At 40.7% G+C, this 24303-nt stretch carries 19 protein-coding genes and 1 tRNA gene; 15 read left to right on the plus strand and 5 right to left on the minus strand.

What is annotated here, in order from left to right; translation table 11 throughout:
• Window positions 1–248: 248 nt before the first annotated feature.
• On the plus strand, window positions 249–1445 hold the full coding sequence (locus AACW45_RS09310) for a Coenzyme F420 hydrogenase/dehydrogenase, beta subunit C-terminal domain (RefSeq protein ID WP_190632718.1): 1197 nt from the start codon (window positions 249–251) through the stop codon (window positions 1443–1445).
• A gap of 80 nt (window positions 1446–1525) precedes the next feature.
• Here AACW45_RS09310 and AACW45_RS09315 read toward each other — a convergent pair whose 3' ends face one another.
• Window positions 1526–1903, minus strand: a complete 378-nt coding sequence (locus AACW45_RS09315) for a GxxExxY protein (protein WP_190632719.1) — start codon at window positions 1901–1903, stop codon at window positions 1526–1528.
• A gap of 65 nt (window positions 1904–1968) precedes the next feature.
• A complete protein-coding gene (locus AACW45_RS09320) occupies window positions 1969–3198 on the minus strand; it encodes a methionine gamma-lyase family protein (protein ID WP_190632720.1) in 1230 nt (409 codons plus the stop codon).
• 83 nt (window positions 3199–3281) lie between these two features.
• On the opposite strand from AACW45_RS09320, the gene AACW45_RS09325 reads away from it, so the two are divergent.
• From AACW45_RS09325 to AACW45_RS09370, 10 genes are all read left to right on the plus strand, one after another.
• Window positions 3282–4100 carry an acyl-CoA desaturase gene (locus AACW45_RS09325; protein ID WP_096643662.1) on the plus strand — a complete coding sequence of 273 codons (819 nt, stop codon included), beginning with the start codon at window positions 3282–3284 and terminating at the stop codon, window positions 4098–4100.
• 217 nt (window positions 4101–4317) lie between these two features.
• Window positions 4318–5370, plus strand: coding sequence for a fatty acid desaturase (locus AACW45_RS09330; RefSeq protein WP_190632721.1), 1053 nt, complete (start codon window positions 4318–4320; stop codon window positions 5368–5370).
• A 292-nt stretch (window positions 5371–5662) separates the two neighbouring features.
• Window positions 5663–6739, plus strand: coding sequence for a fatty acid desaturase (locus AACW45_RS09335; RefSeq protein WP_313933771.1), 1077 nt, complete (start codon window positions 5663–5665; stop codon window positions 6737–6739).
• Between the two features lie 101 nt (window positions 6740–6840).
• Entirely contained in the window at window positions 6841–7962 is a 1122-nt protein-coding gene (locus AACW45_RS09340; protein ID WP_190632722.1) for a fatty acid desaturase family protein, read from the plus strand.
• A 468-nt stretch (window positions 7963–8430) separates the two neighbouring features.
• Window positions 8431–9306, plus strand: coding sequence for a hypothetical protein (locus AACW45_RS09345; RefSeq protein ID WP_190632723.1), 876 nt, complete (start codon window positions 8431–8433; stop codon window positions 9304–9306).
• A gap of 6 nt (window positions 9307–9312) precedes the next feature.
• Window positions 9313–10020, plus strand: a complete 708-nt coding sequence (locus AACW45_RS09350; protein WP_190632724.1) for a hypothetical protein — start codon at window positions 9313–9315, stop codon at window positions 10018–10020.
• Window positions 10014–10955, plus strand: a complete 942-nt coding sequence (locus AACW45_RS09355) for an ATP-grasp domain-containing protein (RefSeq protein WP_190632725.1) — start codon at window positions 10014–10016, stop codon at window positions 10953–10955. Before AACW45_RS09350 ends, AACW45_RS09355 begins: the two co-directional genes overlap by 7 nt.
• Before the next feature lie 789 nt (window positions 10956–11744).
• The gene (locus AACW45_RS09360; protein ID WP_313933772.1) at window positions 11745–12935 is read left to right on the plus strand and encodes an MFS transporter; all 1191 of its coding nucleotides are present in this window, start codon (window positions 11745–11747) and stop codon (window positions 12933–12935) included.
• A 166-nt stretch (window positions 12936–13101) separates the two neighbouring features.
• Window positions 13102–13932, plus strand: a complete 831-nt coding sequence (locus tag AACW45_RS09365) for a metallophosphoesterase (RefSeq protein ID WP_190632727.1) — start codon at window positions 13102–13104, stop codon at window positions 13930–13932.
• A 164-nt stretch (window positions 13933–14096) separates the two neighbouring features.
• The gene (locus AACW45_RS09370) at window positions 14097–14930 is read left to right on the plus strand and encodes a metallophosphoesterase (protein ID WP_190632728.1); all 834 of its coding nucleotides are present in this window, start codon (window positions 14097–14099) and stop codon (window positions 14928–14930) included.
• An 829-nt stretch (window positions 14931–15759) separates the two neighbouring features.
• Here the strand turns inward: AACW45_RS09370 and AACW45_RS09375 are convergent.
• Together AACW45_RS09375 and ruvB are read right to left on the minus strand one after the other, a co-directional pair.
• The gene (locus AACW45_RS09375; protein ID WP_190632729.1) at window positions 15760–16566 is read right to left on the minus strand and encodes a tetratricopeptide repeat protein; all 807 of its coding nucleotides are present in this window, start codon (window positions 16564–16566) and stop codon (window positions 15760–15762) included.
• Between the two features lie 192 nt (window positions 16567–16758).
• A complete protein-coding gene (gene ruvB / locus AACW45_RS09380; RefSeq protein WP_190632730.1) occupies window positions 16759–17862 on the minus strand; it encodes a Holliday junction branch migration DNA helicase RuvB in 1104 nt (367 codons plus the stop codon).
• A gap of 155 nt (window positions 17863–18017) precedes the next feature.
• Between ruvB and hisF the strand changes: the two genes are divergently transcribed.
• The 3 genes from hisF (at window position 18018) to AACW45_RS09395 (ending at window position 19249) form a co-directional block, all read left to right on the plus strand.
• A complete protein-coding gene (gene hisF, locus AACW45_RS09385) occupies window positions 18018–18791 on the plus strand; it encodes an imidazole glycerol phosphate synthase subunit HisF (RefSeq protein ID WP_096643680.1) in 774 nt (257 codons plus the stop codon).
• A gap of 100 nt (window positions 18792–18891) precedes the next feature.
• Window positions 18892–19083 carry a hypothetical protein gene (locus AACW45_RS09390; RefSeq protein ID WP_015128896.1) on the plus strand — a complete coding sequence of 64 codons (192 nt, stop codon included), beginning with the start codon at window positions 18892–18894 and terminating at the stop codon, window positions 19081–19083.
• A 93-nt stretch (window positions 19084–19176) separates the two neighbouring features.
• A tRNA-Ala gene (locus tag AACW45_RS09395) sits at window positions 19177–19249 on the plus strand.
• 99 nt (window positions 19250–19348) lie between these two features.
• Here the strand turns inward: AACW45_RS09395 and AACW45_RS09400 are convergent.
• Window positions 19349–21880: a CPBP family glutamic-type intramembrane protease gene (locus AACW45_RS09400; RefSeq protein ID WP_190632731.1), complete on the minus strand. Its 2532-nt coding sequence runs from the start codon at window positions 21878–21880 to the stop codon at window positions 19349–19351.
• 293 nt (window positions 21881–22173) lie between these two features.
• Here AACW45_RS09400 and AACW45_RS09405 point away from each other — a divergent pair, with 293 nt between their 5' ends.
• Complete coding sequence (locus AACW45_RS09405) at window positions 22174–24303, plus strand: tetratricopeptide repeat protein (RefSeq protein ID WP_190632732.1); 2130 nt, start codon at window positions 22174–22176, stop codon at window positions 24301–24303.

Consider the following 24303-nt stretch of genomic DNA (forward strand, 5'->3'; position numbering starts at 1 on the left):
CCTTAATAAATTATCCGAAATCATTAGTAAAATCTTCTTTTCTTCGTGCCCTTTATGTACTTCGCGGTTCGTTCAAAAAATCCAGCAACAACTTATTCCTTCATCTGCTCATAAGCCAGCACATCAGAACAATCTATCACTACCGCTAGAAAAAGCTTATCCTCTTCATCTTCAATTTCTATCGTCAAGTTCATAGCCTATGAAGGTATTGTAGTAAAAGCGATGCCTGGATAAAACAACGAATTTATATGACTTCGGTTTCTCCTCATAAAAAAGCCAAAGCCTTAAAACCCACTAGCCGCCGCCCTGCTAAAGAACTGTGCAGCGAGTGTGGATTGTGCGATACATACTACATCCACTACGTCAAAGAAGCCTGCGCTTTCATTAATCAGCAGATCGGCGACTTAGAAACGCAAGCCCACAACCGCCCCCGTAACCTCGATAACCCCGATGAACTTTACTTCGGCGTTCATCAAGACATGATGGCGGCGCGGAAACAGCAGCCCATCGAAGGCGCACAATGGACGGGTATTGTCAGTTCCCTCGCCATTGAAATGTTGAATCGCGGCATAGTTGAAGGTGTTGTTTGCGTGCAAAACACCAAAGAAGATCGCTTTCAACCAATGCCGATCATTGCCCGTACCCCAGAGGAAATACTGGCAGCGCGAGTAAATAAACCAACACTATCGCCCAATCTTTCAGTTTTAGAGCAAATCGAAAAATCTGGGATGAAGCGGCTATTAGTGATTGGCGTTGGTTGCCAAATCCAGGCATTAAGAGCCGTAGAAAAACAGCTAGGCTTAGAAAAGCTCTATGTTTTAGGTACACCTTGCGTAGATAATGTCACCCGCGCTGGTCTGCAAAAATTCTTAGAAACCACCAGCCGATCGCCTGAAACAGTCGTGCATTATGAATTTATGCAAGACTTCCGCGTTCACTTCAAACATGAGGACGGTTCTACAGAAACCGTGCCATTCTTTGGCTTAAAGACTAATAAACTCAAAGATGTCTTTGCCCCCTCATGTATGAGTTGCTTTGATTACGTTAATTCCCTAGCCGATTTAGTTGTCGGTTACATGGGCGCACCCTTTGGCTGGCAATGGATTGTGGTAAGAAATGATACAGGTAAAGAAATGCTGGACTTGGTAAAAGACCAGTTAGATACTCAACCTGTAATGTCCGAAGGTAATCGTAAAGAAGCTGTACAGCAAAGCATTCCGGCTTACGATAAAGCTGTGACTTTACCAATGTGGGCAGCAAAATTAATGGGTGTGGTAATTGAGAGAATCGGCCCGAAAGGTTTAGAATATGCGCGATTTTCCATTGATTCTCACTTTACGCGGAATTATTTATATGTGAAGCGGAATCATCCGGAGAAGTTGGAAGCCCATGTGCCGGAGTATGCTAAACGGATTGTTGAGCAGTATAAGTTACCGGAAGAATAGCTCACGCAGAGGAGGCAGCGCGTTGCGGGGGTTCCCCCCGTTGTAGCGACTGCCGTTGCGCAGAGGCGCAGAGAGGGTTTTTAGAGGCTATTAACTATGCGTGAGATACCGTCTTTAATGAGTGAGAAATTAAAGTTTATCAGCAATCCAACTCGCTTATCAGCAAGGCGCAGGTAGGTCAATAGCTGCTTTTTGTGTACTGGATGAACGGCTTCTACTGATTTGAGTTCAACAATTATCTTATTTTCGACGATCAAGTCAGCACGAAAGCCTTCATCCAAAACTACACCCTCATAAACAACCGGAATTATTACTTGTCTTTTTACCTGTAACTTTCGCTTGCGTAACTCAAAGTCCATAACTGTCTCATAAACTGATTCCAGTAAACCTGGCCCCAATGTCGTATGAACCTTGTAAGCAGCATCCACAACTGTACCCGAAATCTCATTCTCAATCATTCTCCTCTGCGCCTCCGCGTCTCTGCGTGAGACAATCCTAACTCATGTTACTTAGATAACCATCCTCAAGCAGGCCCCACAGCTTCTATTGCCGCTTCCAATGCGATCGCAATATGCGTCCAATGCGTCCCCCCTTGGCAATAAACTACATAAGGCTCACGCAACGGCCCGTCCGCAGAAAATTCTAAGGTGCTACCCTCAATAAACGTGCCCCCAGCCATGACTACTTGGCTCTCATACCCCGGCATTTCATCGGGGATGGGGTCGAGGTAGGAACCGATAGGTGAATTCTGTTGTACGGCTTTACAGAAGGCAATTAGTTTTTGGGCGGAACCAAGTTTGATGGCTTGAATGACATCGCCACGGGGCGCTAAAGGTGCAGGATTGACAGGATAACCTAATTTATCAAACACATACCCTGTCAGATGAGTGCCTTTCATCGCTTCTCCTACCATCTGCGGTGCGAGAAATAAGCCTTGGAATAACAAGCGATTTTGGTCAAAGGTAGCACCGCCATAACTGCCAATTCCCGGTGCAGTCAGGCGACAGGCTGCTGCTTCGACTAAGTCAGCGCGACCGGCGACATAACCACCGGCGGTGACAATAGTGCCACCTGGATTTTTAATTAAGGAACCCGCCATTAAATCGGCACCCACATGGGTGGGTTCTTGGGTTTCGATAAATTCGCCGTAGCAATTGTCTACAAAGCAAACAGTATTGGGATTTTGCTGTTTGACTAATTTGACAATTTTTTCAATATCGGCAATCGATAAACTTGGTCGCCAAGAATAACCACAGGAACGTTGAATTAATACTAAACCTGTGTTATCAGCCACGCTAGTACTTAAAGCCTGCCAATCTATAGTTCCTTCGCTAGTTAAGTCTAATTGGCGGTAATTTATGCCAAACTCAATAAGGGAGCCTTGTCCTTGACCCCTTAAACCAATGACTTCTTCGAGCGTATCGTAGGGAGAACCGACCACTGCTAACATTTCATCTCCAGGACGCAACACACCAAATAAGGCACAAGCGATCGCGTGAGTCCCAGACACAAACTGCACCCGTACTGCCGCAGCCTCGGCACCCATTACTTCGGCAAATACTTTATCTAAAGTTTCTCTTCCTAAATCATCGTGACCGTAGCCACTTACACCTGCAAAGTGGTGTGCCCCTACACGTTGGTGACGAAAGGCATTTAAAACTCGTTGAAGATTTTGCTTGACCTGAGCGTCAATTCCAGAAAAAATCTCTAACAGTGCCTGTTCTGCTTGCCGCAGCTGTTCCAAGCTGTTCATTGGTTCCTCATTAAAAATTAAATAAATATGCGGATTTTTGGGATCGCGCAGATTAGGCTTAACCGTTCCTATTCAGGTTTCTCATGACAATTGCTACCTCAACCAAACTTCAAATTAACTGGGTTAATACCCTATTCTTTGCTGCGTTGCACATCGGAGCGCTGTTTGCCTTGCTACCTAGCAACTTTAGCTGGACAGCAGTTGGTGTCGGTTTATTGCTCTACTGGATAACTGGTGGATTAGGTATTACTTTGGGTTTTCACCGCCTGGTTACCCATCGCAGTTTTCAAACTCCCAAATGGTTGGAATATCTACTGGTGCTTTTCGGAACTCTCGCCTGTCAAGGCGGGCCAATTGAGTGGGTAGGTACACACCGTATCCATCATCTACACTCGGATACGGAAAAAGACCCCCATGATTCTAATAAGGGTTTTTGGTGGAGCCATATGGGTTGGCTGATTTATCACGCACCCGCTCACGCTGAAGTTCCTCGCTTCACTAAAGACATTGCCGAAGACCCAGTTTATCAGTTTTTGCAAAAATATTTTATTCTTGTCCAAGTGGCTTTGGGTTTGTTGCTATTGGCGATAGGTGGTTGGCCGATGGTTGTTTGGGGAATTTTTGTGCGGATTGTCTGGGTTTACCACTGCACTTGGTTGGTAAATAGTGCTACTCACAAGTTCGGTTACCGCACCTATGAATCTGGTGATAACTCAACCAATTGCTGGTGGGTGGCTGTACTGGTATTTGGCGAAGGTTGGCACAATAATCACCACGCTTACCAATATTCAGCTCGTCACGGCTTGGAATGGTGGGAAATTGATCTGACTTGGATGACGATTCAATTGCTACAACTGCTTGGTCTCGCTACAAATGTAAAGCTAGCAGAGAAAAAATCCTAAGTCAGTCAATGCTGCTCAGTCCAACCTTGACATGAGAAGGTTGACTGTAGACAGTAAATTAGTGACAAAGTTTTCTTAGCAACAAAAATATCCATTCACTAATTCCGCATACAGGATGGGTTAGGTTGCTATAATCCAAAACGTTAATGTTAAGAAACTTTGCGGCAAACCACTTTGTGGTGTGTAGGTGATAGTTTGTGTTGTTTTTCAGGTTTTCATGACTACATCAATAATCAAAAATCAAAATCAAACTTATGACCTTGGGAACTCCGACCTAAGGCTAAAAGATATTATTAAAACCTTGCCAAAGGAGTGCTTTAAAAAAAATCGGTTTAAAGCTTGGACAAATGTAGCGATCGCAGTTTTGATGGTTGCTTTAGGCTACGTCAGCATCGCTATTTCTCCTTGGTTTCTTTTACCCTTTGCTTGGATTTTTACAGGCACTGCTTTAACAGGTTTTTTTGTCATCGCCCATGATTGCGGTCATCGTTCGTTTGCTAACCGTCGTTGGGTAAATGATTTAGTCGGGCATGTATTACTCCTACCTTTGATTTATCCCTTCCACAGTTGGCGGATTAAGCACAATCATCACCATAAACATACAAATAAACTGGATGAAGACAACGCTTGGCATCCAATTAGAACAGAAGTATTTGAAACTTGGGGCCCATTCCGCAAAGCAGTATTTGAAGGCTTTATGCGTAACCGTCTCTGGTGGGTAGGTTCTATTGGACATTGGGCAGTTGTCCATTTTGATTGGCGGAATTTTCAAAAGAAAGACCAATCCAGCATTAAGTTTTCTGTGGCTGTAGTCGTCTTATTTGCCGCAGTTACTTTCCCTCTACTCATCGCCACAACAGGTATTTGGGGATTTGTCAAATTTTGGCTATTACCCTGGATGGTTTACCATTTTTGGATGAGTACTTTCACAATTGTTCACCATACTACCTTTGATGTTCCTTTTGTCGGCGCTAACAAGTGGAACGAGGCACTAGCACAACTATCTGGTACTATTCATTGTGATTATCCACGCTGGATAGAATTTCTCTGCCACGATATCAATGTCCACGTACCACATCATCTATCTACGGCAATTCCTTCTTATAATCTGCGATTAGCTTACAAGAGCATCAAAGAAAATTGGGAGCCTTACTTACATGATGAAAGTAAATTTTCTTGGGCATTAATGAAGGAAATTACAAATAAATGTCAACTCTACGTCACTGATGTGGGCTATATCACATTTGACGAATATCATGCAGGGCGATAAATCAAAGATGAAGTATAACTGGGGGAGTTGTATAATATGATTCCGACCAGTTATGTCTTGATCTGTGTTTTAATTTAACCTTGTTTAGCAATCTTAATTCTGGCAGTTTCTCTTAATGAAAATTGTTTAAGAAATTGCCAGAAACATCCTCGTTTGGGTTTTTGAGAACAGAAATGTCTTCCAGAATTTCCATTGCAGAGGTAACTTTATCCTTGCTCAGAGCAAGACTAGAATCTACATTTCATCGAATCCAGTGTCATTAAATAGTATTCCTGCCAATAACCCTCAGCTAATCCCTGCTTCTAGCTCACAATCATCTGCAAATTTACCAAAATTGCCCTTTACCCTTCAGGAATTAAAAGCTGCAATCCCTCCTGAATGTTTTCAGCCAAATTTAGGTAAATCTCTTTATTACTTTTTCCGAGACATCCTGATTATTGGTCTACTCTATGCAGTGGCTAATTACCTAGATTCTTGGTTTTTCTGGCCGATTTTTTGGCTCATGCAAGGAACAATGTTTTGGGCTTTGTTTGTAGTTGGACATGACTGCGGACATCAATCTTTTTCTAAGAAAAAATGGCTCAACGATTTGATTGGTCATCTTGCACATACACCAATACTTGTCCCTTATCATGGTTGGCGAATTAGCCACAGAACCCACCATCTTAATACTGGCAATATCGATAATGATGAAAGCTGGTATCCTGTGAGCGAATCACAATATAAAGAAATGCCGTGGGAACAAAAGATAGGCCGATATTACGTGTTTTTCTTGGCTTATCCGGTATATCTGTTTAAACGCTCTCCTAATAAAGAGGGTTCTCACTTTTTACCCGGTAGCCCACTTTTCAAGCCATCAGAAAAATGGGATGTGATTACTAGCACTGTCCTATGGACTTGCATGGTAGCTTTACTTGGGTTTCTCACATATCAATGGGGTTGGATGTGGTTATTAAAAAATTACGCCGTACCCTACATTGTGTTTATTATTTGGCTAGATGTAGTAACTTTTCTACATCATACTGAGCCAGATATCCCCTGGTATCGAGGAGAAGATTGGACTTTCTTAAAGGGTGCTATTTCTAGCATTGACCGTAATTACGGTTTCATCAATCATATCCATCACGATATTGGTACTCATGTAGCTCACCATATCTTTCTCAATATTCCTCACTACAATTTGTTAAAAGCAACTGCAGCAATTAAACCTGTAATGGGGGAATTTTTCCGTGAGTCTCACGAACCAATATGGAAGTCTGTATGGCGTTCATGTATAAGCTGTCATTTTGTACCAGATTCTGGGGGAAAAGTTTACTATACATCTCATAGTAAACGCTATAAAAGTTCATCAATAGACAATATTGTCTGAAGTGAACTCTAAGCGTAGGTTAGGAGATTTGAAGTTTATTGATACTGCATATCTCCCTACGCTTTTTATGTTTCGACAGGAAATTTACGCGAGCAAATTCTATGACAACGACACCAGAAACAAGAGTCACTTTTACTAAAAACCTTGGTTTTAGAAAAGAACTCAATAAGCGAGTAGATGCTTATTTTAAGTCTAATAACATTGCTACTAGAGATAATCCGGCAATGTATTTTAAAACGTTCACTATTGCAATATGGGTGATTTCTGCTTGGACATTTACTCTGTTCGGCCCGCCGCAAATCTGGCTAAAAATAATTGGCTGTATGGTTTTAGGTTTGGGTATTGCTGCTGTAGGATTTAGTATTGGACATGATGCTAATCATGGTGGTTATTCGAGTAAAAAATGGGTGAATACTCTGATAGGTTCGATATATGACGTAATTGGATTATCCAGTTATTTATGGCGATATCGGCATAATTTTTTACATCATACTTATACCAATATTTTAGGGCATGATGTGGAAATACATGGTGATGGCTTAGTGCGGATGACTCCTTATATGGAGCATAAGTGGTATCACAGATTTCAACATATCTTTATTTTATCTATCTATACAATCATTCCTATTTACTGGTCTTTTGCTGATATACATATCATTCTGTTTAAGCGTAAATATCATTCCCATGTAGTTCCTACACCTAAACCGCTAGATATGCTGATTTTGTTTGGCGGTAAAATTATTTGGCTAGCACTGTTTTTAGGAATACCCATTGCTGTTGGATACAGCCCAATACAAGCATTAGTGGGATTTATCATCACTCACATGACCTATGGCTTTTGGATTTGTATCGTCTTTATGCTGGCGCATGTAATGGATACAGCAGAGTTTATTCAGCCAGATGGACAACCAGAAGAAATTGATGATGAATGGGCAATTTTTCAAATTAGAACTACTGTAGATTTTGCACCCAAGAATTATTTTCTGAATTGGTATTTGGGCGGGTTAAATTATCAAGTTGTTCATCATTTATTTCCTCAAATCTGTCATATTCACTATCCGAAAATTGCGCCTATTTTGGCAGAGTTATGTGAAGAGTATGGGGTTAAGTATAATGTTTATCCTACATTTTGGGAAGCGCTGGCTTCTAATTTTCGATGGCTGAAATATTTAGGAACTACGCCAAATGTAGAATATCAAGTTTTACCTTTAGTTAAGAGCTAGGACAATTTATCTTTCTCTTTGCTGGTAGTTTTTAGGGGATATAGTTATACTATGTCCCTGATTTTTTTTGCAACTAATACAAAAAGCGATCGCATTACACCAATTTAAATCAATATGCTTCAGTTAAGGATAAATGTAGGTTGGGCTTATCGTGTGTAAACCCAACAAATCGCCGAAAATGTTGGGTTTCGTTCCTCAACCCAACCTACTGGACTGACACAGCTAAAATAGTGCATTAGGAAAACTCTTGTGGGATGGGCGTCTCGCCCGTCCTGGGCGGACAAGATGTCCACCCCACAAGAAAATTATATTGCAACATTTTAGGCTTGTCAGTCCAGTAGCCTGTGTCAACAAGGATTGATTGTGCAGAAGGGCTTTGTTTGCCAGAAAAAGGTACCCTAAGGGGTAATACCCATCACCCAATCTAGAAAGTTAAGTTTGATATGTAGTTGCTCTGTAAACAAATATATGACAGACATATCAATCGGCATCATTAGACAAAAACCTACTTTAGTTTCTACTTTTGAACTACTAGTCAAACCAATTACCCCTGTTACTGCTCCTGGTACAGAAGCTGTTGCGCGTACCGTTGTTCAAGGTTACTTTTTGACTATTGCTAATACTAGTAATTCTGATGTCAAACTGACGTTGCAATTTACTGCTACAACACCAGCGTTAAATGTCGCAGATACAGTGACAATCACTGATGTTCAAGGAACTAATGACTTTAGCGATCTCATCCCCGTTCCTGGCGATCCTAGCAGATTTACTTTTAGTTTGGCTATTCGAGCTAATGATACAGCTTTGCTTACCTTGCTGCCTGATGTGAGCAAAATAGAGATTGTCAAAGCTGCAAAATTAGAGATTCGCGGATATGTGGAAATTCTCGTCAATTCTCCTTCTGCGGCTACTCCTGTTAACTTGCTATTGACACCGGAACATAGAGGTACATTCTTACCTCAAAATCTATCATCTCGCAATCTTGACTTGGATCAATTGGCTTATTCTATACCCACATCTACTGGTGGTAGCCTGTTTACTCTTTCCGGCCCTGTAGCCAAAATGAGCAAGGAGTTGAAAATAGAAGTCAAGGAGTTTGAGAAAATTCAAAAAGAGAAAGACTTCGAGAAAGTTCAAGTTGAAAAACTTCCAGAAATCGATCAATTGGCAAATCCAATTCCTGTAAATGCGGGAAATGATTTACAACGATTAATTGGTTTGATGGCTCAACGTTTGGATCAAATAGAACAGCAGATGGGTAATACCCAAAATGGTAAGTCTTTTATCCAAGCTCAAGAACGTCCAACTGTTGGTCAACAAGTAGTTAATCAACCAAGGAATTAAAACAGGGTGTTAGTTGTTGTCGCCAGTCGCCATGACAAAGCCGCCGAGGCGCTGGTTGCTAATTGGGCGGCTGATGGTGTAAGCCTTCTGACACCTGAAGATTTGTCCGTGGTGGGATGGCGACAATACTTAAATTCTCCGGCAGATTCTCAAGCAGTGGTAGGTGAGCGCGCGATCGCTCTCGATCAAATTACTGGTGTTCTCTCTCGCCTACCGACAATTTTACCACAGGAACTTTTACACATTGTTCCGGAAGACCGGGTATATGTGGCTGGGGAAATGAATGCCTTTTTGATTGCTTGGCTGTCTAGCCTCAATTGTCCAGTCTTGAACCGACCGACACCAACATATTTATTGGGGCCTGCTTGGCGATTGGAACAATGGGCTTATGCAGCTGCTCAACTGGGTATTGCGGTACGTCCAGTCCGGCGACAAAGTTCGCTGTTATCTCATGTTAATTCCCAGGTAAGCGAACCAGCTGGAGTTCAGGTGATTGTGGTGGGCGATCGCTGTTTAGGTGATGTTGATAACCAGCTAAAAGTTTATGCTAGACGGTTGGCTGATGCGGCGCAAGTTGATTTGTTGACGGTTTCTTTTAGCAGTCGCGAAGCCTCAGCAGAGTTTGTGGGCGCTGACTTGTGGACTGATATTTCTATACCAGATGTCAGCGATGCCATATTTAAATATCTGAGTGGAGGCGATCGCAAATGTTGATTTTATTGTGGGGAATTTCCGAGGAATCTCCTTTAGCAGCAGTCTACTCAGAACTCAATCATTTAGGCGTACCTACTGTTATCCTCGACCAACGAGATATTTTAGATACAGAAATTGAACTTTGTGTAGGCGATTTACAGCGACCGATTCAAGGACAAATTCGTACTTGGTATCAAAAAATCGAATTGAGCGAAATTACCGCAGCTTACTTACGCCCTTACGATTCCCGCCGTTTGCCGCAAATTACCGATTTAGGGGCAAATAGTCCAGCTTGGCAACATGCGATCGCGGTTGATGATACTTTGATGGGTTGGTCAGAAATTACACCTGCATTTGTTATCAATCGCCCTTCATTCATGGCGGCTAATGGTTCTAAACCTTACCAATTAGAGCAAATTCGCTCGTTAGGGTTCAAAGTTCCGGACACGCTTGTGACTACAGATCCTGAAGCTGTACGCGCTTTTTGGCAACTTCACGGTAATGTAATTTATAAATCAATTAGCGGTATTCGCAGCAAAGTCTCCCGTCTGGGAGTTGAACATCTGGAAAGACTTGATGATGTAGCTTGGTGTCCGACTCAGTTTCAACAGTACATACCGGGGAGAGATTACCGCGTTCATGTTGTCGGGACTGAAGTTTTCGCCAGCGAGATAGTTTCTCAAGCTGATGATTACCGCTACGCAGCAGAGGATGATGAATCTACAGAAATTCGTGCTTGTTATCTACCACAAGAAGTAGAACAGCAATGTAGATTATTGGCAAAAGCCATGAATTTACCACTTTGCGGTATCGATTTACGCCGGACACCAACGGGTGAATGGTACTGTTTTGAGGTAAATCCTTCACCGGGATTTACTTACTACCAACAGTTTACAGGTCAACCTATTAGTCAGGCGATCGCTAATTTACTCATAGGTAACAATCGCATTCGTTAAACTCGTTGACGGTTGATGGTTGACGGTTGACAGTCATCAGTTAACAGTCATCAGTCAACAATATCGGTTAAAATCGCCCATTTCTCTGGACAATATGCTTCACAGTTGTCAGGGTGGATTTAGCCGAAATATGGGAGCATCCCAATTTTGACGCAATACCCTAGAAGGGTATTGCTATACCAACAAAGCCTGCCTTCGCAGGCTAGAAGTTTGATAGCCTGCGTTCGTCGAAGACGTTCCCGAAGGGTAGGCAGGCTTCGTATTTCTAGCCCCACCCTTATAGGGTGAGGGCGTTTTTGCACATTTGGGATGCTCCCCGAAATATTGATTTTAAACCTTAAAATCTCCCAAAATCTGCAACTCACGACTGTTGACAAATAACTCGTGACCAATAACTAATAACTTTGGCAGAATTTTATTTTTTGATGGGTATCAACCCCTAATTCCCTGACAAACAAAATTAATAAAATAAAAAATATCTGTTGGTTGGTAATTACAAATTATCATGTTGCTTGCTGCATGGATAAATTATTCGCATTGGGCTTGAATGTGCAAAATAATACTTGTTACCAGCAAAATAAACTTGCTTTTGTGATGGGTAAATGATGAATTTATTGCTAATAATAAATAATTATTGGCTGATTAAGTGCATATTTTTCCCAAGCCAAATGTAAGTATCAATTAATAGGTGGGTTGCGACATCAGCATTAGGCAATTTATAATGCGGTTTTCCTATCAGACTTGTCCCGGAATCACACCACTGGTACAAGAAAGTGAGGCACGATCTTGGTGAAAACTTTTGATGCTCGGACAGAGATTTTATGGCAACAGGTTTGGGGATTAGCGGCGTTATTGGCGGCTATTATCTTCAGTTGGATAGTGTATAGTTTCTATCAGCCAAAAATTTTACATCAACTAGAATTTGGTGAATTGGTTGGTTGGTTAGCAATTATCCAAGGTTTATTAGCTATTGTTACCGAACCGATAATAGGTAAATTCTCCGATCGCTTACAACAATTAATAGGTAATCGCCTACCGATGATTAGTGTTGGGGTAACATTAGCTGGGTTAATTTTGGCGATTATTTCCCTATTAGTGGAACAAAATTTACACGGAATCATCCGTTGGTTAATACCAGTATTAATGACTGGGTGGTTATTAGCGATGATTATATTTCGCGGCCCGGCGATCGCATTATTAATCCAGTTTGCGCCGATGAGCGAATTACCCCAGGCGAATGCGGTTTTAGTCTTCGTCTTTGGCTTTGTGGCTTCACTTGAGCCAATATTAAGAATTCTGCTAAATAATCTGGGTGCGTCAATCACTTTTTTATTAGCTGCGATCGCTTTAATGATGGCTGCATATATTTTGCGATCGCTAATTCCTGCGCATACCTGGAAACCTGATTCTGCTAATGAAGAGATTCCCACTAAAACTCACAATTTATTATTAATTTTACTGTTTGTCGTTGGTTTAGGTACAGGGTTAGAAATAAATTTGTTAATGTCCGTATTTCCCCAAGAATTACAACGTCAATTCCCGGCGGTAAGATTAGAATTTATTACCTCTAGCATCCTGATTATATCGGCAATGGCTGCTGTAATTTTTGGCGAATGGACAGCACAAATAGGCGCGAATAAAGCATTGTTACTCGGCTTAGGTAGCCTCACAGGCTTAATGGGATTAGCATTATTAAACGATATCGATACATTTATCGTTGGTTATATTTTTGCTTTTGGTATCAGTGTTAGCTTAATTTTAGTGAGCATGATTCCCTTTTGCTTAGGAAAATTACCACCACATCAAGCAGGTTTAGCTACTGGTTTATTTTTTGGTGGTGCTGCTGGTGCTACGGCTTTAGTATCGCTTTTAGTTAAACAAGGATTAATTGGAGCGTTAGGAGCATTTTTACTTTCTGAGCTAGCTTTTTTCGTAGTAGCTGGATCTGTGACTCTAGCGAAGAAAATTCAAATTAGCTAATCTTAACAACATTATTCAGCAAAAACACATTTTTATTATCTTAAGTATAAATGCATAAAGATGCACCAATAATCATGAAGTTTTGAAGAAGTTGTATAATTTGCACAGGCGATCGCATAATTTTTCGTTAAGCTATAAGCGCTAATATTTAGAATTATTGCGCTTTATGCACTGGTTACTATCTGGGCCGTTGAGTATCGAGAAATTGACGGTGAAGATTGCAGATTTACCTGCTTCCTTACAAGGTAAGAAGCTGGTGCAGATGTCAGATTTCCATTATGATGATTGGTGCTTATCGACAGCGATGTTAAAAAGAGCGATCGCAGTTAGTAACCAAGCCGAACCAGATTTAGTTTTATTGACTGGTGACTATGTCAATGCTAATCCAAAACCGATTCATAGATTAGCTTTACATCTCAAACATCTTCAAAGTCGCGCTGGTATTTATGCCATATTGGGTAACCATGATATATGTTACCAACAATCAAGAAGAGAAATTACAGAGGCGTTAAATAACATTGGAATTCAAGTTCTCTGGAACGAAATCGCCTATCCATTTGGGAGTGAATTACCTTTGGTGGGTTTAGCAGATTTTTACTCAAGGGAATTTAACCCTGTAGCAGTAATGAATCAGCTAGAAAATCATACTCCCCGGATTGTTTTATCTCACAACCCAGACACAGCCGAATTATTGCAAACATGGCGAGTAGATTTACAATTATCTGGTCATACTCATGGTGGACAAATTGTCATTCCCGGATTCGGGCCTGCATTACAGTATTACAAAAAAATCGTGCGAAAAATTCCTAAAAAATTGCGGCGTCGAATTCCCTATTTTCGTGGCGATAAATTTGTAGTACATCGTTGGGAATGGGGACAAGGTTTCCATAAAGTAGGAAAAAATCAATTATACATCAATCGCGGGTTAGGAACTTATCTACCTGGGCGTTTATTTTGCCCGCCAGAAGTGACAGTCATCACCTTACAACGAGAGTAATTTAGTAACAAAATTACAAATAAATTCGTAATTAAATTGATTATTTTACGTATTACATATTTTTTCGCTAAATAAAAAGTGCTGTAATTTATAGCAAATAAATTAAGATAGATTTTATTTTTTGGTAAGCTGTAAGCGCTGCTATTGGGAGTTTATATTGGACTATGCATTGGTTATTTACAGGACATTTAAGGGTAGATGAAATCACGGTTAAGATTGCAGATCTACCTGCATCTTTAGTGGGAACAAAGATTGTGCAATTGTCTGATTTTCATTATGATGGAATGCGACTATCTGAGGCTATGTTAGCAGAAGCGATCGCGCGTAGTAATGAAGCTGAACCCGATTTAGTTGTCTTAACTGGTGACTATGTTACTGACGATCCCTCCCCAATTTACAGATTGGTGCAACGACTCAAATATTTAGAAAGTCGCTATGGTATTTATGCCATACTCGGTAATCATGATATCCATTACAACCAATCAAAATCAGAAATTACGGATGCTTTTACTAGCATTGGCGTGAATGTTTTATGGAATCAAATCGCCTATCCATTAGGTCAAGAATTACCCTTAGTTGGATTAGCTGATTATTGGTCAAGAGAATTTAAACCTGCGCCAGTCATGAATCAAATAGACTCCACTACACCGCGCATCGTTTTATCTCATAACCCAGATACTGCTAAAATATTGGAACAATGGCGAGTAGATTTACAGCTATCTGGTCATACCCACGGAGGACATATTGCATTACCAGGTATTGGCCCTTTAGTGTTTCACTATAAAAAGCTGTTGAAAAAACTACCCAAAAAATTGCGGTCTTGGGTGTCTTTATTTTTAGGAGATTTCTCGAAAGTGGTGCGATATTGGGAATGGGCGCAAGGTTTTCACCAAGTAGGAAATAATCAGCTATACGTCAACCGAGGTTTAGGAACTTATCGCCCAGGACGCTTATTTTGTCCCCCAGAAGTCACGGTAATTACTTTGATTAGTCAATAGAGACGCGATTAATCGCGTCTGTACAATCAGTTGTCAGTTGTCACTGGTGATTATTGATTTATTCTCTGCTTAGTAGTTTCAACTATTGACTATTGACTATTGACTATTGACCATTGACCAAAACAGTTGAAACCGCCTCTAGCTACGATGGGAGAATATCGGTAGCTTGGGCGGTTCCTTGAGAACGTAATCGTTCGAGAAAATTTTAAAATTCAGAGGAAATAACTAAACTAATGTGAACTAAGGACAACTTTCGCAACCCCATCTCTCAAACCAGAACTGCTTGCGCATCCACGATCCGACTAGGCAGGTATTTCTGGCTATACGTTATATCACCTCCACGACAATTATCTATCAATGAGCTTAAGGCGAAAACACTTAAACGGATGCGACAACTGAGTGGGGAAATGCGAGGAAATTAGAGCAGGAGGCACAGGCTCTAATATCAAAGGTTTTGATGAACTTTTAACCTTTCTGTACCTTGATCTTAATGTAGCACCTTATTTTCTATCCGCACCATGTATTTACTAAACTTGATCGCTATTTATTTATTGCAATAATTTAGCAATATTTCTTAAAAATTTCCTACCTAATTAAAAGAACTCACCAATAAAATTGATGAGTTCGTAGTTAATCAAGAAAGTGCTTGCTAAATTGTCTAAATACTAATTAGGGCTGTTAATTTTTGTAGGGGCGGGTTCACAGATATCCTCGTTGATCAACAAAGATCTAAATAAACCCGCCCCTACGGTCAACGGTCAACGGTCAACGGTCAACGGTCAACAGTTATGACAATGAATTGTGCAACTTAAAAGCAGAATAGCTGATGCTACTGAAGTTTTAAAAACTTATCTAAAGCAGCTATCATGCTAGGAGGCCAGCGACGGGTATTTTGTACCCAATCAATGTCTTTGTAGCGGTTATCTAGCCCATAAGCGGCTACCCAATTGCTTTCAGCTTCGCCTGGATTTCCGTTTACCCAATAAGCAGCAGTTAAAGCAGCACGCATATCGGCAAATTTCGGATATTTACGAACAATATTACGCATTTCGCGAATAGCTGTGTCTATTTTTCCAGTCTCATACAAAGCTAAGGCGTAGTTAGCGCGTGCAAAGGCAAAATTTGGGGCAATTTCTACGGATTTTTTATAATCTGCGATCGCATCTTCCCAATTACCCAACCCAGCTTGAGCATTACCACGATTGTTATATGCCATCGCATCGTTCGGATCTAATTCTAGGACATGATTATAATCCGCGATCGCCTCTGACCATTTACCCAAACCTTCCAATGCTGTACCGCGATTTAAATAAGGATCAGTCACATTTGGCGCTAATTCTATCGCTTTGTTGTAATCTGTCAGTGCAGCTTGTAACTTATTCTGACTCACGCGAGAATTTCCGCGATTACTCCATGCGCCTGCATTAGTGGGAAATTGCTCAATTATCTGTGTCCAGAAACCTTCAGCCGTGGCAAAATCACCTTTATTTGTGGCTGCAAACGCCTGATTTGCCAATTCATTTCCCTGTTCTAATTGCTCTTGCGTAAATGTGGGTTGTAGAGATTGTGCCATGACTGGTGTTGCCCAGCCAAACACAACCAACAGACTGAGAAAAATACTAATTAACTGAATCATCTAATTTGTCGATTTGTGTCTATCTGTAATGGGCATAGGGCATTGGGCATGGGGCATGGGGCATGGGGACAAGGAGGACAAACAATTCAAAATTCAAAATTAAGAATTCTATTTGACTTTTGACTTTTGACTTTTGACTTTTGACTTTTAGCCAATGCCCAATGCCCCATACCCATTTCCTATCTAAAATCATTACAGCAAAGACATCTGTTCGTTAGGTGGCTTAAAGCCTAAATGTTTGTACGCTGCGGTTGTGGCTGTTCTCCCACGGGGGGTGCGGCTGAGATAGCCAATTTGCATCAAATATGGTTCGTAGACTTCTTCAATTGTTTGAGTATCTTCTCCTGTGGCGGCGGCGATGGTTTCTAAGCCCACTGGCCCGCCATTAAATTGTTCAATGATCACACTCAACATTTTGCGGTCTGTCCAATCTAAACCGCAGGGGTCTACCTGGAATAGCTGTAATGCTTCCCCAGCAATACTTTGGTTAATTTCTCCAGATTTCTTTACTTCAGCATAATCACGGACACGTTTAAGTAGCCTATTTGCTATCCGTGGCGTACCGCGCGATCGCCTAGCAATTTCTGTGGCTCCATCTTCTGTAATTGGGGTCTGGAGTAATTGCGCAGTCCGGAGTACAATTTTGCTGAGTTCATCAACTTCATAAAATCGCAGTTTTTGGACTAAGCCAAAGCGATCGCGTAATGGTGAAGTTAAAGCACCAACGCGAGTTGTGGCTCCCACTAAGGTAAATTTTGATAGGGGTAAACTGCGGATGCGGGCGCTGGAACCTTTACCAACGGTAATATCTAAGCGATAATCTTCCATTGCTGGATAAAGAATTTCTTCTGTCATCCGCGAAAGCCGATGAATTTCATCGACAAATAGAATATCCCCTGGTTTTAAGTTCACTAGTAGCCCTACAATATCCCGTGGACGTTCTAGTGCAGGCGCACTTGTAATTTTGTAGTTTACCCCCATTTCTGATGCTAAAATCATTGCCATTGTGGTTTTACCCAATCCCGGCGGCCCGTATAGTAGCAAATGATCCAGCACTTCACTTCGTGACTTAGCAGCTTTGATGGCAATATCTAGCACATCTTTTAAGTCTTTTTGACCAATGTAATCGGCAAATCGCTGTGGCCGAATACTTTCTTCCTGTTTACCTTGTTCATCCACAGCAGCTTCGGCTTGCAAAAGTTCTTGATGAGAAGAAGCTTTCTCAGATTCCTGCGACTGCTTTTTTGGTTGTCCATTGGGTTCTTGAGGCTGTTTTTTCGAGGAGATAATCGCCATAATTCAGCTATCAACTTTAACTTGAGGACTATGTGAGAGACATTGAGGCTACAAAACTAGGCATAAACAAGGCATCCAAAGATTTTCGCAACAGAAGACGCACGCCCATTTAAAATTTAAATTCCGGACAATTACCCAGGAGTTAAAAAAATTTTATGTTATCTAAAAGAATCTTACCTTGCTTAGATGTGAAGGCGGGACGGGTTGTTAAAGGAGTTAACTTTGTTGACCTCAAAGATGCAGGCGATCCGGTAGAACTGGCTAAGGTTTACAATGATGCCGGTGCTGATGAGTTAGTGTTTCTGGATATTACGGCGACTCATGAAGACCGAGACACAATTATTGATGTAGTTTACCGAACGGCTGAACAGGTCTTTATTCCCCTGACTGTGGGGGGAGGGATTCAAACCTTAGAAAATGTTAAAGGTTTGTTACGAGCTGGGGCAGACAAGGTTAGTATTAATTCTGCGGCAGTACGCGACCCAGACCTCATTAATCGGGCAAGCGATCGCTTTGGTAATCAATGCATAGTAGTTGCTATTGATGCTAGACGCAGAAATGACCCACAAAACCCAGGCTGGGATGTGTACGTGCGTGGTGGAAGGGAAAATACAGGTAAAGACGCCTTACTTTGGGCGAAAGAAGTTGAAAAACGGGGAGCCGGAGAATTATTAGTCACAAGTATGGATGCTGATGGGACTCAAGCCGGTTATGACCTGGAATTGACAAAATCTATCGCTAATGCTGTGCAAATTCCTGTCATTGCTTCTGGTGGTGCTGGAAATTGCGAACATATCTATGCTGCACTCACCCAGGGGAAGGCTGAAGCAGCATTATTAGCATCGCTATTACATTACGGACAATTGAGTGTAGAACAAATCAAAAATTATTTGCGCGATCGCTCTATTCCAGTAAGAATGCTTAACTAAACCATGAATTATCCTTATAGCCACATCTATCCCAGGTCAGAGACGCTTCCCCAAAACAGTGTTACTATGAATTAACTAGTATGAATAAATATTAACAAATATGTTGATTCCTATTTTATTATTTGATGTAGCACTAGTGGCTTGGTCACTACACCTGATGGAGAAAGCCTTTGAACACAAGGAATTCTCACTAATGTTAGCTGGTACATTAGTCGCCCTAGCGGCTGCTGCTATGTTAGTAGTTTACTTTCTCATGGGTCACTGTATGAGCTACCTGCTACAAGTTTCTTAATTCAACTGCTGAGTACTTGTTTATGTGGTAGCCACGAGCGATTTATTGTTGACAAACCTCATCTGTTTAGGCATAATAGATAAGGCTTCTCAAGGGGTTATAGCTCAGTTGGTAGAGCACTTCAATGGCATTGAAGGGGTCAGCGGTTCGAATCCGCTTAGCTCCACTGTTAAATTAAAGAATTATTTTCTGAAACAGAATAGTCATAACTGAGTGCTAGTGAAGGCGATCGCTTAACACTCCACCACTTGATTTTACAGCATAATTACATCTTAGATGGCAAAATTTTTTGCTGAGGATCTAATTTGGCGATACCACCAAACATAATTAACCAAGCTACGACTACAACCCAGTGAATACAAACTATCACCCATAAAGAACCGGTTAGCCTATAGGCAACAGTGCAAATAATCCCTAACAATGTAGCTAAAGCCAAAAAATCACGCTGCATAAAGGTGGGATTGCCAGCTTTAAAAAAGGTTTTAGCATTTAATGGATGATAGCAAATAAATAGTAATAAACTGACTATTGCTGATAAACTCCAGGTGAGAAAATTGCTATGTTCGCTAGGATGAGGCAATAAAAATACCCGAAAAATCAGTTCTTCCAGCAATGCGGGTGCAAATAAGCAGCGCAAGCTTAACAAACTTTTATGTCTCCAATTTGCCGACCAAACTTGTATATTTAAAAATTGAGATTTCTGTCCATAAGGTAAGGCAATCAAGCTATAAATTAGTAACATGACAACAATTACTAACCAATCTTGGATTGTGGGAATTGCTAATGAAGCTAAAAACCGATTCAACAGCAATGATAATGGTGCAATATCGGTAAAGGGAAGCTGAATTTGTCCTAACAATATTGTTGGCGCAATTGGTATAATATCCGCTTGCCAACCACCTACTTGATTGGTGCGTAATACTTGCATCATCGCCCCATGTGTTAAGAATATCGTGGCAAAGTCATCATGGGCTTGTCTTGGCATGATAGTTCGCCATGTTGTCAAACCAGCCCAAATACTATGATCTTGAAATACTTTTTGGGTTTTGTCTCTTCCTGTCCCCGTTAGTATACCAGCTTGACTTTGCCAATCAGCGCGAACTATACCCAAGGGTGCTAATTGTTTATCTAGTGATTCGCCTAATTTCATTAGCTGCTGAAAGCGTAATGCTTCTGGATGATTGGTGTTGGCTTTTAACCAAGTTTGAATTTTATCGTTTGCAGCGACTTGATTTTTAATTGCGAGGATAGCTGCAAATAGTGCTTGGCTGGAGTCTTGGATACATGAAGTAGCAGGTGATACCATTGCCCCACCAGTACCATCGCCAACCCGATAACGCGCCATTGTGACTTGTAATTGTCGCTGGAATTCGTCTAAAGGGGAAATTTTCATCTCGTCAAAATTGTAATCTTGGGTGACAGGAGGAAATTTGATGAGAATATCCGATACTGGGCGAGTTGCTAACCAACCGCGTTGTAAATTACCCATATAATCAGCCCATGTATGTTTAGCAGCAATAATGCCATCGGGGTTATGGGTATAGATTTGATAATATTGAGGATCAAACTGTAATTCTTGCGTAAACTCGTCGCGGATAACTTCAGCGATACCAAAAGCAAAATGTCCGGTAACTGTATATGGTACTCCTAGAGATTCTGCTTTATTGCCGCCAATGCCGCCAAACAGATGCAGTGCGATCGCTTTATCGCCTTCCTGCCATTTTACAATAGATTCACTGGGCGAATTTTGGGGAGCTAACAATAATGTATTCAATTCGCCTTTATTTTTTGCAGGATTTCGCCAATTTGTAGTTTGAATATAATTGATTGCTAATTGCTCGTCATTAATAATTTGACGGGGTTGAATTTGCAATAAAGAACGAGGTACAAGCGCCCTGACAGTAAATACATTTTTGGCATCTTGGGCACCATAAATATACCACCCATCTTTACCTGCCGGTGATTTTTCAATTGCTTGGATGCTTGAAGGTGCAAAATTCCGTGTATCGATAATTTGTTGGGGAATGCGAATAGTTTCTTCCACGCCATCAAACTTCTGAGAACTGGGGTTATAATGTTGGACTAAAAAATAATCATTTGGCGGCTTTGCTGGGGAATATAAAAGATTTTTATTGATATTTTTAATCGGATTAATAATTTTGACTAACCCGTAAAACCTACCAGTCACGATAATCGGTTCATGCTCAATTTGTAAAATATTTGTTTTACCGCTTGTCGCAATATTTGTCGTCCCATCTAAAGCCACAATTGTCTCATCATCAGGATTCGCACCAGCTAAAGAACGTAAAACCCCTACCTGACGCACTCCATTTAAGCGCACAGGATGAATGTTACCTTTTTTTAAGCTTTCTAAGATTTCCGAAGTGAAATTTATATCTTGTTTGACAGATTCAACGTAATTGAGGACATCTGGATTATTTTGCCATTCTAAACGCACTATCGTACCAACCAAATTTTGTGCATTCGCAGGCGCATATTGCACTTCCATCCATACCCAATCTTGACCATCTTGTAATTGTTGTTCTGTTGGTAAAATTAATCTACCCACCCAATCAGCAATTGGTTTATAAATTTGAGCCGGGGGAATTTTGTCAAGAGGATAAAAGCGAGATTGATTAAAATTTTGGCGGATATGTATCGCGTAATGGCTTTGTTTATCTATGGCTGGAGTGGGTTTTGCTGAAAGTTGCAAAACAGCAATTGAGGCGATCAATGCTAACAATAAAGAAATGGTAAATCTTGACCTGGTTTTGCGATTCAATCGACGCCGAATCATATAAGATCAAAAAATTTTACTTCCCGATGATCTTACTCTAAATACGGTGTTTTGCATCGCGGCTTATTCTTCTGTAATACTGCGTCAGTGTTGTGAAAATCTTTTTTTAATGAACCGCCAAGTACGCCAAGTACGCCAAGATAAGAGAAGAAAGTGAGAGGTTGTAGATTTTATCAATGATTGAGGATTGTTATACCTCAGCCAGTAACCGATTGAAAGTTATACCCTGTGAATCCGGTTCGCCTGTGTCAAGATTGGAATCAGATATTATCGCATTAAACTAGGCAAACCAGATGTTGGGAAACACACTTGTTGGTAGATACCAAATTGTTAGTCACTTGGGAGGAGGTGGATTTGGGGAAACGTTTGTAGCTTGTGACACTCAATTACCTGGTTCACCGCAATGTGTCGTCAAAAAATTAAAGCCGCAAGCAAGTGATCCGGTAACTTTAGAGACTGCGAGACGTTTATTTGATACAGAGGCGCAAGTTCTATATAAATTAGGAACTCATGCATCTATTCCCCAGCTTTTAGCATATTTTGAGGAGAATGCCGAATTCTATCTAGTACAAGAATTTATCGAAGGGCACGACCTGAGTCAAGAATTATTACCAGGGAAAACTTTCAGTCAAGATGAGGTAATTGCTTTATTAACAGAGATATTACAAATCTTAGAATTTGTTCATCAACAAAAGGTAATTCACCGCGATGTCAATCCGCGAAATTTACTCAGACGTAAGTCAAATAATCGGTTAGTTTTAATTGACTTTGGTGCGGTTAAACAAATTACTACCCAAGTGATTACACCCCAAGGACAAACTAAAGCGACTGTGGCGATTGGAACACCTGGATATCTTCCTGGAGAACAAGCACAAGGTAATCCCAAATTTAGCAGTGATATCTATGCGTTGGGGATAATTGCGATTCAAGCTTTGACAGGATTACCGCCAGAACAATTAGCAATAGATGCTGATAGTAATGAAATTATCTGGCAAAATCAGACTCAAGTTTCGCCAGAGTTTGCCCAAATATTAGACAAAATGGTATGTTATGATTTTCGGCAACGCTACAGTTCAGCTACGGATGCTTTACAGGCATTACAAGAGTTAACAAAACCAACTCCGAAAACAGTGGCGTTAATTCCCGCTTTGCCATTTAAAAATTTAACAAAATATCAATATAAAAAAGATATAATTCCCAAAATTTTTGCCGGGATATTAATTTTAGGTGTCGGTGGTGTAGCAGGTTTATTTATTATTGATGGTTTACATACTAAGAATGCTACAGAATTATATAAACAAGGCAATACTTTATTTGATTTACAACGCTATCAAGATGCATTAGCTATTTATGATAAAGCGGTGAATATTCGCCCAGATTATGCTGAAGGCTGGTATGGAAGAGGTAATACGCTTTCGGCTTTAAAGCAATATCAAGAATCTCTAGCTGCATACGATAAAGCTATTCAACTGGAGCCAGATTATTTAGAAGCTTGGACTAGTCGCGGCTTTGTTTTGCAAAAATTACAGCGCTACCAAGAAGCGATCGCGTCTTTTGATAAAGCTCTACAATTAGAAAATAACTCTCCAGCAATTTGGAATGCTAAAGGTGATGCTTATAGTAATTTAAAACAATATGAGAATGCAATTAAAGCTTACGACCAAGCGATTGAATTGAAAAAAGATTATTACATTGCCTGGTATAATAAAGGATTAGCACTGCAAAACTTAAAACGTTATGAAGATGCAGTTACAGCTTACGATAAAGCCATAGAATTAAAACCAGATAATGAATCATTTTGGTATAATCGGGGTAATTCTCTGGTAAATTTAAACCGCTACGAAGATGCATATAGAGCTTACGAAAAAGCGGTACAATATAAACCAGATTATTACCAAGCTTGGTTATCTCTGGGTAATGTGCTAATGACTTTAAGACGTTATCCCGAAGCAGTGGAATCCTTTAGTCAAGTAATTAAATATAATCCTAATAATTATCAAGCTGTATATAGCCGAGGTTGGGCACTACATCAAAGTCAACGCTATGCAGAAGCGATCGCAGCTTATAATCAAGCTATAGCTTTGAAGCGTAACGATTATCAAGTTTGGTATAACTTAGGCAATTCTCAATATAACTTACAGAAATATCAAGACGCGATCGCATCCTACAATCGCGCAGTCCGTTACAAACCAGACCATTACGAAAGCTGGTATAGTCGGGGTAATGCCTTAGTCAATTTACAGCGCTATCAAGAAGCGATCGCATCTTATAATCAAGCTATCAAATACAAGCCAGACTATCAACAAGCCATCACCGCCAAAAAGCAAGCAGAAAATCAACAGCAAACCATCAAACCACAACCTGTAGTTGTTCCCGTCATTCCCATTCCCAATCCCTTATTTCCCAATCAGAAACCGCGTTAG

It is taken from the genome of Calothrix sp. FACHB-168 (assembly GCF_963889195.1).
GTDB classification, from domain to species: Bacteria; Cyanobacteriota; Cyanobacteriia; order Cyanobacteriales; family Nostocaceae; genus Aulosira; species Aulosira anomala_A.